Genomic DNA, 15388 nt, shown 5'->3' with positions numbered 1-15388 from the left:
GCGCCACAATAATGCCTATTTCTCTAAGGTCTAAGCGTTTTTCCCTAGCACTGGTGACAGTTCTTGTCTCTGTTTCCGTGTCTTGGTGCGACAAAGCACCCGCAGCATTTATACAGCCCCTCAGAAGTAAGCGGGGGATGGTTGTCTCCGCTCACCAACTGGCGAGTGACGCGGGGTTGAGTATGTTACGCAAGGGAGGCAATGCAGTCGATGCAGCCGTGGCAACTGCTTTTGCCATTTCCGTTGTCGAGCCTTTTTCGGCGGGGATCGGCGGCGGGGGTTTTGCCCTGGTACGCTTGGAGAAAACTGGCGAAATCAAAGCGCTGGACTTCCGCGAACGCGCTCCCCTGAAGGCAACACGGGATATGTACCTGGATGCAGCGGGGAAGGTGCGTCCCAATGCTAGTGTCACTGGTTATTTGTCAGTAGCGGTGCCCGGAACGGTGGCGGGACTGTATGAACTTCATCGCCAGTATGGCAAACTTCCCTGGAAAGAAACAATCGCACCCGCCATTCGTTTTGCTAACGAAGGCTCTACGATTAACCCTACCTCCCGTTTCGCCCAAGTTGCTGGAAACCGCAAGGATGCCATTCTCAATAATCCCGCAGCCCGACAAATTTTCGCGCCGAACGGCACTTTGTTTGCACCGGGAGAGAAGCTGGTACAAAAAGATTTAGCCAAAACCTTACAAGCGATCGCCCTCAATCCTCAGGACTTCTACACTGGCGACATTGCCCGCGCGATCGCTAGCGATATGGCAAAAAATGGGGGTTTGATTTCCCTTGAAGACCTCAAATCTTACAAAACTACCTGGCGCGCCCCCGTCTGTGGCAATTTCCGCGCTGCTCGGATTTGCTCGATGCCGCCCCCTTCTTCGGGAGGCGTTCACCTGCTGCAAATGTTAAATATTATCGGGGAAACCGATTTAAAATCCAAAGGATGGCACCACCCTGACACCCTACATCTCATGGTGGAAGCCATGCGGATCGCTTATGCAGATCGGGCGGTGCATTTGGGCGATCCGGCTTTTGTGAAAGTTCCGGTTAACGCTCTGATCGATCCGGCATACGCTGCCAAAAGACGCCAGGAAATTAGTCTGCAACGGGCACGAGCTTCCACTGAGGTAAAGGCAGGGAATCAGGAGACGTTACAGGGCTTTGGTAAGCCCAAGGAATCGCAAGATACGTCTCATTTAACGGTAGTCGATGAGGATCGCAATACCGTCAGCCTCACGTTTACGATTAACTACGGCTTTGGATCGGGTGTGGTGGTGCCGGGAACGGGGATTCTGCTAAATGACGAGATGGACGATTTTGCCGCTGCGCCGGGAGTTCCCAACGTTTTTGGATTAGTGGGTGGTGAAGCGAATGCGATCGCTCCGGGTAAAATTCCCCTCTCCAGTATGACCCCAACTATCGTCACCGAAAATGGCAAGCTGCGGATGGCTGTCGGTGCGCCTGGGGGTAGCACGATCATTACGACCGTGATGCAAGTTGTCCTCAACGTCCTAGAATACGGCAGGGATGCCGGTGCCGCCGTTTCTGCCCCCCGCATTCATCATCAATGGCTTCCTGATAAGCTGAACGTGGAACCTTACGGTTTAGACGCCGCTACGCTTGCAGAACTTCGCCGTCGAGGGCACAAAATCGAAGAGCGATCGCCTTGGGGAAATGCGAACGCGATCGTCGTCACCCCTGAAGGCTTATTAGAAGGGGCTGCCGATCCTCGCGGGGAAGGTGCCCCAAGCGGTTATTAAGGAATGGTTGACACTTCCCTTAAACAGAGGCAACTGTCAATTGTTCTTCCCCAAAAATTCCACTAAAGGTTGAAAAGTGGGGACGAGTTCGGGACGACTCACCACTAAAGTAGGGAAAGAAATACTGCCATAATTTACTCCTTTTTGCAAAGGAAACACAGGTTTTGAAGTTAGCGGTATCCAAACTCCACCCGCTGCCTGCAAAATTGCCCAGACTGCTGCAATATCCCAAATTTTGGGGGTAGATTCAACACCGCCCAAGCTGGTACCGGAAGCAACTGCCAGGAAATTGTAGGTGGTGACGCCCAGCATCCGGATTTTGCAGGGGAAAGGTTTCTGCAAGATCGAGGTACTTCTAGCACACACGCAGAAGAAGTGACTATTACTCGGAGCATCTGGGCTAGTGTGAATCGGGCGATGATTTAAAAAAGCACCATTGTTACCGCCCTCTCCGTGCCAAAAGCCGTGAAAAGATTGCCTGGTGGGGGGAAAATACACGTACCCAAATACCGGAGTGCCTTGATACAGCAACCCCATTGAAATTCCCCAGATGGGAATTCCCCGCGTAAAATTGGTGGTGCCATCAACCGGATCGATGATCCAGCACCATTCAGAACCGAAAAAGGTATGTTCTGCTTCTTCACTCAAAACATCGTGGCTGGGGAATGTGCGCGCGATCGCTTCTCGAATTTCTCGATCCGCCCACTTATCTGCCTGCGTTACCAAACTCCCATCTGCTTTATGTTCTGCCTGGATCTGCCCAAAATCTTGCAGCAGTTGCTTGCCGAGTCTAACCGTCGTCTCTTGTGCAAAGCTTAAAACCTTCTCCCAAAAATCTGTCATCTGTGTTCGTGGTTCGGGGTTGATGGCGAATGGCAATACAATTAGCCACTCTTGGATTATCTATTCGCAATTCGTTAGTCTAATTCACCTTCCAGGACAGTTGCGATCGCTTTCTTGGCATCTGTGCGAAATTCTGACACATTTACCCGACTGAGGAACCAAACCGCTAGCACCATCCCCACGGCTTGCAGCGCAAATACCAATCCATAAGAGAGTACCGGGTTTGCAAATAGCTGTTTCCCCAAATCCAAAACAGCACCCCCTGTCACGGTTGCCAGCGCCCGTGCCATTGCCTGCGACAATCCCCAAGCACCGATAAACGTACCTGCCGTTTCCGCTGCTGTCAGATCCAGCATTAAGCTAATCGCGCCGGTGGTTGTGACGCCAGAGGCAAGACCAAACAAGAATAACGCACCTTGCAATAACTTTTGATTTTGGCTGAATCCTGACAGGATAATTAACACAAAACAAGCCGCTACTAACAGACAGCCTAGCTTAGCGGTTTTTTGCTTACCTAGGCGCGGCACAATCAAAAAACCAGTGCTGCTAATTCCAATCAGGGTTCCCAGTCCCCAGTAAGCATTCAGCTTGGTTGTTTCCGAAACTGGCATTCGGAAAACCTCGCCCCCATAAGGTTCTAAGACTGCTTCCTGCATAAACAAACTAATCGTCATCACCAGCAAAAACGTAAAAAAGATTCCCGTTTGCCGGTTAGCGGTTAACACTCGCAATGCCTTACCCAAGGTAATGCTATCTTCTCGTTCTACTAAAGTGGAACGAGAGGTATAGCGGGAATATTTTTTCTCGACGCCCACTGTCGCCAGCAATGCCAGACCCACCACGGTCGCCGGTACAATCATAAACAAGCGGTCGATCGAGGCTTGCAATGCTGATAGGGGTGCGTCTGTGCCGACTTGCTTGAGCAAACTGCTGCCGAGAATTGCCCCGATAACAATTCCCACCATCAACATAGACCAGACAATCCCGACGAGTTTAGAACGATTATCTTCATCGGAAACATCCACCAACATCGCGGCAAAGGGAGTCGAACTCATACTCAGCGCCACGCCATAAAACACGAAGACAAGTGCCAGCAAACCAGTCCAGCCGTAGGTTTGGGTTGTCCACGACCAACCCCCGGCAGCTTGCACCACATTGCCCAGCCGCCACATTACTTGTACGGCGAGGAAGGATGCGATCGCAAATAATGTCGCACCTATCCACACATAACCCGTGCGGTGATACCCCAATATCGGCTTCGCATCCGACATTTGCCCAAACCACACCCGCACTGGGGCAACAAACTGGTGCATTGCCAAGGCACCCGCAGCAATGGTGGCAGGAATTGCTAACTCCCCAATCATGACTCTGTTGAGGATGCCCAATGCCAAAACGGACATCATCCCCAATCCCATCTGGAATAAGCCGAGTCGGAACATGGTGAATAAATTCACCTTGGGAGGAAATGACTCGCGGGGTTTTGATGCCTCTGGTTGCAAATTTGATATATCACCTGTTGCCATTTTTTTTAAAAGTCAATGAAAACATTTTTTGCTGTTCTCATTTCACCATACTCATCTGCGACTGTCTGCGACGTTAAACTGAAAAATATGAAGTTTTGTAAAGAGTAAAAATTTTGAGCTTACAAACGATTACTTTAGGGCGCGATGGCCCGATTGTCACCCAACTCGGTATCGGCACTTGGGCTTGGGGAGACAAGCTGTTTTGGAATTATGGCAGCGATTACGGCGAAGCCCAATTACGAGAAGCCTTTGAAGCGACTCTGAATGCCGGCGTTAACTTCTTTGACACCGCTGAGATTTACGGGTTCGGAGAGTCAGAGTCACTTTTGGGAAAGTTCATGCAAGAAACTGGCTGTCCTGCCCAAATTGCTACTAAATACGGTCCTGCCCCTTGGCGATTCACGGCTCAATCTGTCTCCGATGCTTTAACAGAAAGTTTAAAACGTCTGCGGGTCGAACAAGTCGCCCTTTATCAGGTGCATTGGCCTTTTGCCTTCTTGATGAGTCAAGAGACATTGATGAATGCCCTAGCCGATGAGGTGAAGCGCGGCAGAATTGCGACAGTCGGCGTCAGCAACTACTCCGCCGAACAAATGAAACAAGCGCACCAACAACTAGCAGATCGAGGAGTGCCTTTAGCGGTGAACCAAGTGCGCTATTCTCTGCTAACTCGACAAGTCGAAACAAATGGCATTCTCGACACAGCGCGTCAACTGGGGATTACGATCCTCGCTTACAGCCCTTTAGCACAAGGGTTACTCACTGGCAAGTACACCGTTGAGAAGTACCAGGAACCGACAGGTGCCCGCAGATTTGACTCTCGCTTCAGCCGCAGCGGCTTGGAGAAAATCTCCCTGGTGACATCCTTGCTGAGCCAGTTAGGGGAAAAGTATCAAAAAACACCCGCTCAGGTTGCCCTGAATTGGTTAATTGCTCAGAACGATGTGATTCCGATTCCAGGCGCGAAGACAGCCGAACAGGCGCGACAGAATGCTGGGGCGCTCGGTTGGGAATTGAGCGACGAGGAAGTTGCCCAATTGGAACAGGTGAGTCGTCCTTGGCGAAATTAAACCGATTTTAGATTTTGGTTCGCAATCGAGGCACAGCCTCGATTGTGTCCCGAGTGATTGAAGACCGCGAGCCGTATTCGACCCGTAGGCGCAGCCTGCGCTCGCCAGAGCGACAAAGGTGGCATTACCGCCCAACTTCTACGGCACACAGCATTTTTTTAGCCAATTGGAAAAGCGACACATAAAATTTAACTTAGTTACCACTTCAGGCTAAAATTACTGGATGGTGTGAGTACACAGAAATATTTATTTAGCTGATGTCCACTCGTTCATCTACACTGACCCGTCCGCAAGACTCTGTTGGCAATTCCGAGCCGCTGAGCAATCTTTCGACAGCCCTAACTGGTAACAAGCATCTGAAGCCTGTGACCAAAGCTGTCTATCAAGCCGACCAGCAAGTTAAATTCCTGCATTTGCAGGCGGAAGTTGAAATTCTCTTGCAACAGCTGCAAACAATCAAACAGCAGCGGTTAGCATCGGATCGCGAAATGGCGGTGACATCCAGCACCGCCAACGCGCAAGGTTCGTAAGAAGAGGCTTTTATCCTTAGAAATGCTGTTTGTAACCTCATCGGCAACTCTTCGGTGCTAGCTTCGTTTGCCCGAAGTGATAAATTATTAGCCGAGCAAAAATACTGCCTGCCACAAATCTGTATCGGGCAGTATTTTTGTGTGCGTATAAATGCACTGCACTCAACGAAAACCCCGAGAACTTTAATCTCTTCATGACCTTATCGACCATCCCAGCAACGATCCCGAACTCGGAATTTGCAACGACTGACAGCCTGTATTTAAGAGATATTGTGAGAAGTCTACCGCGCGAGGTTTTTACCAAGAATCGCCCCAAAGCTTGGCTCACAGCACTGCTCAACGTTTTAATGGTTGGCTTGGGCTACTGGGGTTTAGCGATCGCTCCCTGGTTTCTTTTACCTCCCCTCTGGATTTTTACCGGCACAGCGTTGACTGGTTTTTTTGTCATTGCCCATGACTGTGGACACCGCTCCTTTGCCAATCGGCGCTGGGTGAACGATTTGGTGGGGCAGTTATTCATGCTGCCGCTAATTTATCCTTTCCACAGTTGGCGGATTCTGCACAATTACCATCATGCCCACACCAATAAACTCAATGAAGACAACGCTTGGGAACCCTTTCAACCAGCGTTTTATGACAGTTTAGGAAGCTTGGGACAGTGGGGCTATCGGTTACTGCGGGGTCGATTTTGGTGGGTGGCTTCGATTCTCCACTGGGGCGCTATGCATTTTAATTGGTGGCAATTTAAAGGCAAAGACCGCCAGAAGGTGAAATTATCGGCGCTAGTCGTGTTGGTATTTGCTAGCGTAGCCTTCCCTTTATTAATTACCACACTCGGCATCTGGGGATTTGTCAAATTTTGGCTTCTACCCTGGCTGGTGTACCACTTCTGGATGAGTACCTTTACCCTGGTTCACCACACAGCGCCAGACATTCCCTTCACCCCCGCCGACGAGTGGAATCAAGCTCAAGCGCAACTCTTTGGAACCGTCCATTGCGATTATCCACGCTGGGTGGAATTTCTCTGCCACGACATCAACGTTCACATTCCCCACCATATTTCTACCGCAATTCCTTCCTATAACTTGCGACTCGCTCATCGCAGTATCCAACAGAAGTGGGGAGACTCAATTCGTGAATGTCGCTTCTCTTGGTCTTTAATGAAGCAGATTACAGACGAATGTCACCTGTACAATCCCGAAGACTCCTACTACCAGTCTTTTAAGGACTATCACGCTCAATGAGGAGCCAGGGCGGGTTTGAGATCCGCCCTTACAGAGATGAGACTTTATTCATTCATACAATACAGACTTGATTTATCGAGAACTACCAAAAGTAAAGATTAAAATTATTTGATGTTTAATTTTGGAGGATTCAGACTAGCACCCGTGTGACCAGTTACTATCCAAAAGAGCGCCCGTCCGAAGTCACGGAGGACGTGGAGCCAGGATTCGAGTGGTTGATTGGAGGGAATCGGCACAGGGGTGAAAGCAATGCCTCGGCTGCCCAGAACAAGGATAGCGATCGCGGTTGCCCGACGCATATGAAAGTCAGAGGTGATTAGATAGAGATGTTGAATATTTAAACTTTTAAAGTCAGCGACCAGAGAGGTAAAGTTAGTTACGGTATCAACCGCACGTCGGTCGAGATGTACTCGATCATCTGGAATCCCCGCAGCTTGAAAAATCTCACGAGCTTTGTCAGGGCGCGTGCCGGAAGAAACCCAGATTTCTAGGGAACGATGAGTTTGGGCAAATTGGGCGGTGAACTTTTCTCTGTCTGGACCACCGCCTAAGGCAAGGATGACTTGGGGCACGGGTGCTTGGAGATGAGCGATCGCTATTCGCACCGGAATAATCCCAATCGACAGCGCGATCAGGACTGAGATTGCTAAACACAAAAAACGGTACTTTTTACGCTTGTGATGAAATAGCGGCATACTTTCAGCTAGGAGCCGATCGCTTCTTTTTTTGTTTTTCATAAATTTTGGCATCGACTAAGAAGCGATACCAAAAGCCTTGTAAAAAATGGAAGATTAAACCTTCTATGCCATCCAGAAAACCTAAGCCGATAATGTAGCGCATGAAGAAGTAGAGAAAGGCACGGAGGAAAAGAGGCGATCGCGTGTAGAGATTTTTCTTAACCCAGCGCCGCCGAATTGCTTGAGAAGATTGACCGCTTTTCAAAAGAGCATCATCTTTTTCTGAGATGATGCTGAGCATATCTTTCACTTCTCGCTCTGCATAACGGTTGTGCTTGTCTATCCAAAAACTCAAGCCTTTTTTGTTTTCATCAATGATATCGTGCTGAAGCTTAGCGATTTTTCCCTGTTTAAGAACAATATGCTCATCCATCCAGCGCTGTTCGCAAACGCCAAAATCTGTGCGCCAAATTCGTAGCAGCCAAGTGGGATAATAACCGCCATGACGTATCCACCGCCCCATGAAAAACACGCGGCGTTTGACTTGATAGCCGGTAATCTCATCATCTGTCTGAGGTAATATCAGCTTCAACTCTTCCAATAATTTCGGGGTCAGGCGTTCATCCGCATCAAGGCGCATAATCCAAGGCGTCATAATGGGCAGATTCTCTATAGCCCAGTTGAATTGCTTTGCATAATTCTCGAAAGGATGCTCAAAAACTTGACAGCCCAATTCTTTAGCGATTTCAATTGTGCGATCGCTACTTCCAGAATCAACCACAAAAACTTCCGCATCCAGCTTTTGCAGACTAGCTAAACAATCTGGCAAATTTGCTTGTTCATCTTTCGTGAGAATAATTACAGAAAGCCGCATCAAGTTTCTTACCGCATCGGAGAACAAGAACACAGCATTGATTTCCAAACGTAGGGAAATCTACCAGCAAACTTGAAATGAATATCTGTATATCCTTCTGAGTTCAATAATTCAGTTAGGGTTTTCACGGAAAAAAATTTAATATGACCCCCATCCCAGAGAACATGAAAGTGCTTATCCAATTTTCCTGAAATAGCAAGCACAATATTTTTTAGATAGCCGTGATAAGGTGTAGTCAGAATTAAAGTTCCATTAGGTTTAAGACATTTTTTAGCTGCTTTTACTAACTCTTTAGGGTAAAAAAGATGCTCAATTACTTCTACTGATATAACAATATCAAAGTAGTTTTGTAATTCAGTATAAGGTAAATCATAAATACTAGCTTGAATAAAATGGCAATCCGAAAAGTTACTAGAAGCTATAGCAACACCCTGTTCAGATTCCTCAACTCCAACCACTTCATATCCTTGCTGTGCGATCGCATGGCTAAGACTTCCATTTCCACAACCTATATCTAGAACCCGAAGCTTTTTGTCACTATTTTTATTAACCTGCTGAAGCATTGAGAGCAGCGGTGACATTAAAAAGCCATGAGCATTTGTTAAATTACTATCTCGATAAGGATATTGATATTCTTTGTTAGAAGTTAGGATCATACCTTAAAAATTGGCTGTTGGTTAAGAATCGAGGTGTAAATTTCAATCATCTTGGTGGCTATAGGACTCCAAGTATACTGCTCTAAGATAAGTTTACGGGCGCATTCACCCATTTGTGCAGCTTCTTGTGGATGGATTAGGCAGTGTTCAATAGCAGACGATATCGCTTCCACATCCAGTTCTGCTACATAACCAAGTTGATACTGTTTTACTACAGAAGCGAGAGCAACGCCAGAGGTGGCGAGAACTGGCTTTCCCGCCGCCATTGCTTCTAAAACCGCAATGCCAAAGTTTTCTGAGTGGGAAGTCAGCGCAAATAAATCTGCACCTTGCAACAATAAGTCTTTCCTTTCACCAGACACGAAGCCAGCGCGATAAGTGCGATCGCGAATTCCCGCCGAAACTAAAAGGGCATCAATTGTATCCTCGTACTCAGGAGAGCCACTCCCCGCCACTACGAATGTAAAGCGACGATTTGCCACCTTCCCCAGCGCCGGAATCAGATAATCCAACCCTTTTTTCGGATGTAAGCGAGATAAAAATAAGATGACTGGTTCATCTTGCGGAACCTTCAGCAGTTGCCGCAGTTTATAACGAGCTTCCGGTATCGGAGGAGGTATAAATAAGCCATTTCGTAAAACAAAACTAGCTGAATTAAAATTTAGTTTAGAAGTTTCTTGTTGCTCCTGTTCAGATGTAAAGTGAACATATCGACTACAGTTTAAATTAGCACGTTGAATTAATCCTATATAAATTTGTTTTTTGAAAGTCCTTTGTCGCAAAGCCCATTCACCGAGTTGTCCCTGCGGTCGTATAATATAGGGAATATGTTTGATGCGAGCGATCGCCATCGCCAATGTTGAGACATAAGAATATATTCCATAGACGTGTAAAATATCGTACTCAGCTATATGTCTCCACAACCAAGTTGTTAGCTGACTGGAAAAACAAAAGGTTCGCACTGAAGCAATGGGTAGCGAAAAGCGAGGAAAAAACCAAACAGGAACTTGCTCGTATTCTATACGCTTCTGCAATGGGACATCTAGCAAATCGGAGCCATTGTCGTTAGTCGTAACAATCTCAGCCTTTACACCTTGCTCTTGTAAGGCTTTTGCCATTTCTAAGATTGCCCGACTTGCTCCACCATGCACGGGAGCAATTGAAGGTATGACGTGGAGAACTTTCACTGTCTTTTTTTCTGGTTTATGGAAAGTAAAAAGTAAAATATACTGCCTATAATTGTATACCGAATACCATTTGCTAAACTTGTAAATAATGGGAGGTCGAGAAATAGAAACTGCGTAGAAGTTGGTAAATAGATAACCAATCCAAAAAAGAACCAATTATTTTCTTTGCCTTCAACAGGAGAGCCATATATTGCCCCAAGGAGAAAACCGATAGATAGAGCAAAAACTGCACAGGCAATTAATCCCCCATAATATCCAAAGTTATAATACCATTCAGCAGCTTGACTAATAGCAATTCCTATGTTTGCCTCTTCACCCGTCCTATCAAAAAATACAGTAGTAAAATGAACTACATCCCTAGTAATTTTGTTTTTCTCAGGCCAAAGAAAGGAAGGAACTAAATTGTAAAAACCAGCCATTACTGTTGCTCCTCCCGCTGGTTCTAGGTGATTCATTGCAATATCTATTGAGCGGGCAGCTGTGCGAAAACCATCTATTCTTTTAGACAAAGATGTAATCGACAAAGCTAAATAATCTCCTATAGAAAAATAGTTATTTATAATAGTATCAACCATAGTTTTTCCAACAAATGATAAAGCATCAAAAAGATTTAACGAGCGTAGGTAACGCACATCCATATAGCGAATAATCAGTGTTAGAGGTGCAAATACCAAAGCAGTTCCCGTCGTCAGCAAAATGATTTGGAAGAAAGATATTGCTCTACTTATCCATAAAACTAATAATAGGTTGAGAGTGACTAAAAGCAGTGATTGCTTGGATGATGATACAAAGGCAACTAGGTACTGTTCGATAAACATTAATACTGCTATGCTAAGACGAGGCAAGGTACGGTAACGAGGTGAGTGAGCTAGGATTAAGCAGTACATTTCTGCGACAAAAGTGATAAGAATCGCTGGGTAATTAAGTAATGCCCACCAAGCTGGGATTTTATTAAATGCTCCTGCCTCAAAAATATAAGCTCCACTAAATACTTGGAAGGAACGGATAGGAATTACCAGTAATATGTATAAAAAAAGTAACCACTTCAAGTAAGAAGAAGAAACCTGTAAGGGCAACCCCATCTTCCTAAAGCTTTTCTGACTTATTTTTATTCCTAGATCAAACATCACTAAAGTTACTAGAGTAAATAAAAATAGGTAAGTTCCAGTATATTTAGCTATTTCTGCATTCCTAACAAATATTAGAGAGAATTTTTTTTCTGGGCCATAACTTCCCATAGATGCAAATAAAATCGTAGGCAAGCCATAATAAACAAAAATGATTGCTCTGTATAATAATTGGGGTTGGAAAATATCTATTGATTGGAGAGGAGAACGCAGAAAAGCCCAACTACAGAGAATACATATTCCCAACCCATCGGCAAAAACCAACCAGCGATCGCCGCTAGGAATGGAGCCGGGAAAAAAAACTATACACAGCAGAGTTATTGCTATCAATACAAACGGCAATATGAATAGATGAGATTTTTTGACCTTCCGAGAAAGTAGAGGTGAGCGAGAGGGTTGAAGTGACATATAAAGTCGCTTGAATTTAAACTGAATTTTAACTAGCTTTATAGCGAACCGAATACCAATAGGATTTGGCTATTTTGTTTAATGCAAAATGATAGGCTCCTGGTTAGCTTGAGCATCGCTTATTTACAAAGTCTACCCCACATCTGCTCCTTTTCATTTGAGCTAAAAATTGACCAGGTACCTAAACTGGCAATTGTTAAAGGGAGTACCAATGCAACTAACCAACTAGCCAATATTGGTAAGTTTAACTGTTCTAGCCCATAAACTAATCCAATACTACCTAGACTCCACAAGCAAAGGATACAAATTTGCTGCTTTAATAGTGCTTCGAGTTGTGACCACAGGGTCGTAAGCATCACAATTAGTTGCAGGACACTACCTAAAAGCAAACCAAAAATAAAAGCCATGCCTTTCCACTGCGGTAGCAACCAAAATGTGAGACTGATGAAGACAATTTTTTGGAGTAATGCTCCTACAGCGATCGCTTTCGTGTAACCGGCACTCAGGCTGTAAAGATTAAAACTTTCTACAACGACAGTCAAGGCTGCCCACCAACTTAAACCGATTACAAGCGGTAAAGCAGCTTGATAGGCACTACCAAACAGCAGGTTAACTACACTTGAACTCGTGACACTCAAGAACGTAACTAGCGACAAAGCAAGTATCCAGTTACTCCGCAAATGGATTGAACGCAACCGTTGAAAATCTTCTCCTTCACTGCTATGGGCTTCCGAAAGAATGGAGATGGTAACAGGGGCGATCGCTCCCGGCAAAAAGCCCACGATTTGACTCAGAGACTGTCCGATCCTGATCTGTCCTAGCGTTTCTAATCCCGCTACTCGCCCGACTTCCCCCATCATCGGTAGAAATACTAACCCAATTAAAGCGTTTCCAGCATAAAAGGGAATGCCAAATCGCATAATCTGATAACTTTCTTGCCAGAAGCCCTCTAACCTCAGCAAAATATGATGTTGCTGGGTACTACGGCGAAAGTAGACAAATCCGACTCCAGCTTGCAACAAAGAGGCTACGATTAGCCCCAAAAATGCACCCGATAAACCATAGCACCATGCCAACAACGGTGACAACAGCAATCGCCCCAAACTGCCAGTAGACGTTGCCAGCGAATGGGCTTTAAAGTTGTGGAGACTCAACAGCCCAGTCATCGCTACACAACTGATTCCTTCTATAAATAGATTTACGGCAGCATAACTAAACCATGCTGCTGCCTCTGGATTACCTAACCAATATGTTGCCAAAGGTTCGCGTCCTATCCAGATCGCTGCTGTTAAAGCTGCAAAACTTAGCCCAATCAAGGTGCTACCTACTCCAAGTAGACGTCCAGTTGCAACTGGATCGGTACTGTAGAGGTGCGCTCCATTGCGGTGCATAGCGGCATCAATTCCTAAGCGTCCTAATATATTGCCGCTTTGGACTAGGGAAAACACCAAGCTGTAGATTCCCAGATGCTTAGGTCCCAGCAACCGCGCTATCGGAACTAGCACCAATACACCCGATAGGCGCATTACTATGCTGGCAACACCGAGGAGTAAACCTCCTTTGATAAATTTAGTAACGCTTGACAAGAACCTTACCTATTTTGCAGCCAAGGCAGTAGAGTAAGCAGCAACTATTTTCTCACCGTAGTCATTCCAAGACAGAGAATTGCTAGCTTCTTTTAAGGCATTATGACCCATTTGCGATCTCCTCTGGGGATTCTCATAGAAAAACAAGATTTTCTCTTTGAGCGCTTCTACATCCCGAATCGGTATGCAAAAACCATCTACACCATCTCTAACAATATCCTCACCGCCTGTATTAGTCGTATGAATTACAGGTAAACCGCAAGCCATCGCTTGAGCAATCACCATTCCAAAGCCGTCTTCAATTGAGGCTAAACAAAACACAGAGCATTGAGAATAAAACCAGTGTAGTTGACTTTGAGGATGTTTGCCTTTGAGGATAATGTGATCACTCTCATACTTAGCTAAAATTGGCTTCATTTCTGGAGCCAGCGAACCAACCAGCCACAACTCTGCATCTGGCAACTTCAACTCATAAAAAGCTTTTACTAAATATTGCACTCCTTTCCGCAGTATGATTCCACCGCAGTGTATAACTCGAAATACCTTATCTAGCTTTGGTACTGGATAAAACTCTGTCAAAGAAGTACCGTAAGGAATATAAATTAGTTTTTTTTCGGAAATACCTTTTTCTAAAAACGTCTTTTTAGAAAATAAACTAGGAACGGCAATGCGATCGGCCTCTGCATACTCTTGTAATTCCCGCTCATACATTTCTGGAGAGGGGGAAGTAAACTTGATTCCCCAGCGTTCATATTCCTCTTGCAGAATTTGCGTTTGGTATTGCCTGTGACTACTACCGTGATCGACTACGGTTAAAGCTCCTAACTTTTTCGCTCTGCGTAAAGAGTAAAGACATAAACTTGACCATCCTACAAATACATCAGAACCAGATAATATATAATTTTTTGCGGCTCGATCAAAGCGATCGCGGAATAAAAATGGCAGATTATTAGAACCTCTTAGCCAGACAGGTACTTGCCGCCAAGCACGAACTAATACCTCCAAATGCCAGATGGAACGAATTAAGTCATGCTCGATCCCATACTTGGTAATTATAAAAGTTGGATAGGTAGAAATTAGAGCCTTTAGATATTGCTTTTGCTGCAATTGTTGCGCTAAGTTAAAGGCATGAAAACGCCCGAATACAGAGATAGTGACTTTCATTTCTTAAAGCCACAAAGTAATATTTGAGGAGAAAAAAGCAATGGCGATACTGCTGAACCATGACTTGCTCGTGTAGGTATAGCAAACACATTTGAACAGGCTGTTTCTACCTGTTTTAAATTATCAAAAACGCTATAAGAGTAGTAAACCCCATCTCCTTCTGAATAATTCCATCTTTTTCCTCCATTTGCTACCCACCGAAACAGCCACCAAAGTCCTATTTTATAGAGTATTAACTTGAGTAAGCGAGACAACAAACTACCTTGTCCAAAACGATTGCTATCACTGATAAAAATTCCCTTACGCGCTACCCGTAACATTTCCGCCACAACACAATCTGGCTCGGCGACGTGGTGTAATATAGCAAACTCTGTCACAATATCAAATGAGTTATCAGGAAATGGTAGTTTATAGCTGCTACAACAAACTAAATCTTCTGGCGGTATGCCATGTTTATTAGTAGCGACTTGCAATAAATCGGCAGAAACATCATTCCCCATCACTTCCGCTTGTGGGAAATAAGATTTCAGATAGGCAACATTTCTCCCTGTACCACAGCCGGTATCTAAAACGCTAGTTACTTCTAGTTCAGCGCAAAACAAGCTAATAAATTTGCAGGCAATAAGATGTTCGTCTTCCTCTTGAAAATGTATGTTCTCATAATCAGAAGCAATGTTTTGATAGTATTGCCTTTGTAATTCCTGAGCATCCATGAGAATAATCTTTGTATATTACGTCAAAA

The 15388-nt window shown here is 45.3% G+C and carries 14 protein-coding genes; 4 read left to right on the top strand and 10 right to left on the bottom strand.

Going from position 1 to position 15388, the window contains the following annotated elements:
• Positions 1-11 precede the first annotated feature (11 nt).
• On the top strand, positions 12-1757 hold the full coding sequence (gene ggt / locus H6H02_RS18485) for a gamma-glutamyltransferase (protein WP_190820412.1): 1746 nt from the start codon (positions 12-14) through the stop codon (positions 1755-1757).
• A 36-nt stretch (positions 1758-1793) separates the two neighbouring features.
• Here the strand turns inward: ggt and H6H02_RS18480 are convergent, their stop codons facing one another.
• On the bottom strand, positions 1794-2600 hold the full coding sequence (locus H6H02_RS18480; protein ID WP_190820410.1) for an inositol monophosphatase family protein: 807 nt from the start codon (positions 2598-2600) through the stop codon (positions 1794-1796).
• A gap of 74 nt (positions 2601-2674) precedes the next feature.
• Positions 2675-4123: a BCD family MFS transporter gene (locus H6H02_RS18475; protein ID WP_190820407.1), complete on the bottom strand. Its 1449-nt coding sequence runs from the start codon at positions 4121-4123 to the stop codon at positions 2675-2677.
• A 113-nt stretch (positions 4124-4236) separates the two neighbouring features.
• On the opposite strand from H6H02_RS18475, the gene H6H02_RS18470 reads away from it, so the two are divergent.
• The 3 genes from H6H02_RS18470 to H6H02_RS18460 all read left to right on the top strand — a co-directional run bounded on the left by H6H02_RS18470 (position 4237) and on the right by H6H02_RS18460 (position 6967).
• On the top strand, positions 4237-5193 hold the full coding sequence (locus H6H02_RS18470) for an aldo/keto reductase (protein ID WP_190820405.1): 957 nt from the start codon (positions 4237-4239) through the stop codon (positions 5191-5193).
• A gap of 257 nt (positions 5194-5450) precedes the next feature.
• Entirely contained in the window at positions 5451-5723 is a 273-nt protein-coding gene (locus tag H6H02_RS18465) for a hypothetical protein (protein WP_190820403.1), read from the top strand.
• Between the two features lie 194 nt (positions 5724-5917).
• The gene (locus H6H02_RS18460; protein WP_190820401.1) at positions 5918-6967 is read left to right on the top strand and encodes a fatty acid desaturase; all 1050 of its coding nucleotides are present in this window, start codon (positions 5918-5920) and stop codon (positions 6965-6967) included.
• Positions 6968-7071: 104 nt separating this feature from the next.
• Here the strand turns inward: H6H02_RS18460 and H6H02_RS18455 are convergent, their stop codons facing one another.
• From H6H02_RS18455 to H6H02_RS18420, 8 genes are all read right to left on the bottom strand, one after another.
• Complete coding sequence (locus H6H02_RS18455; RefSeq protein ID WP_190820470.1) at positions 7072-7662, bottom strand: YdcF family protein; 591 nt, start codon at positions 7660-7662, stop codon at positions 7072-7074.
• 4 nt (positions 7663-7666) lie between these two features.
• On the bottom strand, positions 7667-8551 hold the full coding sequence (locus tag H6H02_RS18450) for a glycosyltransferase family 2 protein (protein ID WP_206757298.1): 885 nt from the start codon (positions 8549-8551) through the stop codon (positions 7667-7669).
• On the bottom strand, positions 8527-9174 hold the full coding sequence (locus H6H02_RS18445) for a methyltransferase domain-containing protein (protein ID WP_190820397.1): 648 nt from the start codon (positions 9172-9174) through the stop codon (positions 8527-8529). The genes H6H02_RS18450 and H6H02_RS18445 overlap by 25 nt, the downstream gene beginning before the upstream one ends.
• Positions 9171-10361, bottom strand: a complete 1191-nt coding sequence (locus H6H02_RS27935; protein WP_190820396.1) for a glycosyltransferase — start codon at positions 10359-10361, stop codon at positions 9171-9173. Before H6H02_RS27935 ends, H6H02_RS18445 begins: the two co-directional genes overlap by 4 nt.
• Positions 10358-11896: a hypothetical protein gene (locus H6H02_RS18435; RefSeq protein WP_190820394.1), complete on the bottom strand. Its 1539-nt coding sequence runs from the start codon at positions 11894-11896 to the stop codon at positions 10358-10360. Before H6H02_RS18435 ends, H6H02_RS27935 begins: the two co-directional genes overlap by 4 nt.
• Positions 11897-12015: 119 nt before the next feature.
• Positions 12016-13482 (bottom strand): oligosaccharide flippase family protein, encoded by a 1467-nt coding sequence (locus tag H6H02_RS18430; protein WP_190820392.1) that lies wholly within the window; start codon positions 13480-13482, stop codon positions 12016-12018.
• 9 nt (positions 13483-13491) lie between these two features.
• Positions 13492-14646, bottom strand: a complete 1155-nt coding sequence (locus tag H6H02_RS18425) for a glycosyltransferase family 4 protein (protein WP_190820390.1) — start codon at positions 14644-14646, stop codon at positions 13492-13494.
• The gene (locus H6H02_RS18420) at positions 14643-15359 is read right to left on the bottom strand and encodes a class I SAM-dependent methyltransferase (RefSeq protein ID WP_190820388.1); all 717 of its coding nucleotides are present in this window, start codon (positions 15357-15359) and stop codon (positions 14643-14645) included. The genes H6H02_RS18425 and H6H02_RS18420 overlap by 4 nt, the downstream gene beginning before the upstream one ends.
• Positions 15360-15388: the final 29 nt, after the last annotated feature.

Source organism: Coleofasciculus sp. FACHB-1120 (assembly GCF_014698845.1).
Lineage (GTDB): Bacteria > Cyanobacteriota > Cyanobacteriia > Cyanobacteriales > FACHB-T130 > FACHB-T130.
The sequence above is the reverse complement of the archived record's forward strand: the minus strand, read 5'-3'. Positions and strand labels throughout refer to the sequence as shown.

Excerpts from the sequence above, each read along its gene's own strand:
- H6H02_RS18435 (WP_190820394.1), bottom strand. The coding sequence starts at position 11,896 with ATGTCACTTCAACCCTCTCGCTCACCTCTACTTTCTCGGAAGGTCAAA.
- H6H02_RS18465 (WP_190820403.1), top strand. The coding sequence starts at position 5,451 with ATGTCCACTCGTTCATCTACACTGACCCGTCCGCAAGACTCTGTTGGC.
- H6H02_RS18460 (WP_190820401.1), top strand. The coding sequence starts at position 5,918 with ATGACCTTATCGACCATCCCAGCAACGATCCCGAACTCGGAATTTGCA.
- H6H02_RS18445 (WP_190820397.1), bottom strand. The coding sequence starts at position 9,174 with ATGATCCTAACTTCTAACAAAGAATATCAATATCCTTATCGAGATAGT.
- H6H02_RS18455 (WP_190820470.1), bottom strand. The coding sequence starts at position 7,662 with ATGCCGCTATTTCATCACAAGCGTAAAAAGTACCGTTTTTTGTGTTTA.
- H6H02_RS18475 (WP_190820407.1), bottom strand. The coding sequence starts at position 4,123 with ATGGCAACAGGTGATATATCAAATTTGCAACCAGAGGCATCAAAACCC.
- ggt (WP_190820412.1), top strand. The coding sequence starts at position 12 with ATGCCTATTTCTCTAAGGTCTAAGCGTTTTTCCCTAGCACTGGTGACA.
- H6H02_RS18425 (WP_190820390.1), bottom strand. The coding sequence starts at position 14,646 with ATGAAAGTCACTATCTCTGTATTCGGGCGTTTTCATGCCTTTAACTTA.
- H6H02_RS18480 (WP_190820410.1), bottom strand. The coding sequence starts at position 2,600 with ATGACAGATTTTTGGGAGAAGGTTTTAAGCTTTGCACAAGAGACGACG.
- H6H02_RS18420 (WP_190820388.1), bottom strand. The coding sequence starts at position 15,359 with ATGGATGCTCAGGAATTACAAAGGCAATACTATCAAAACATTGCTTCT.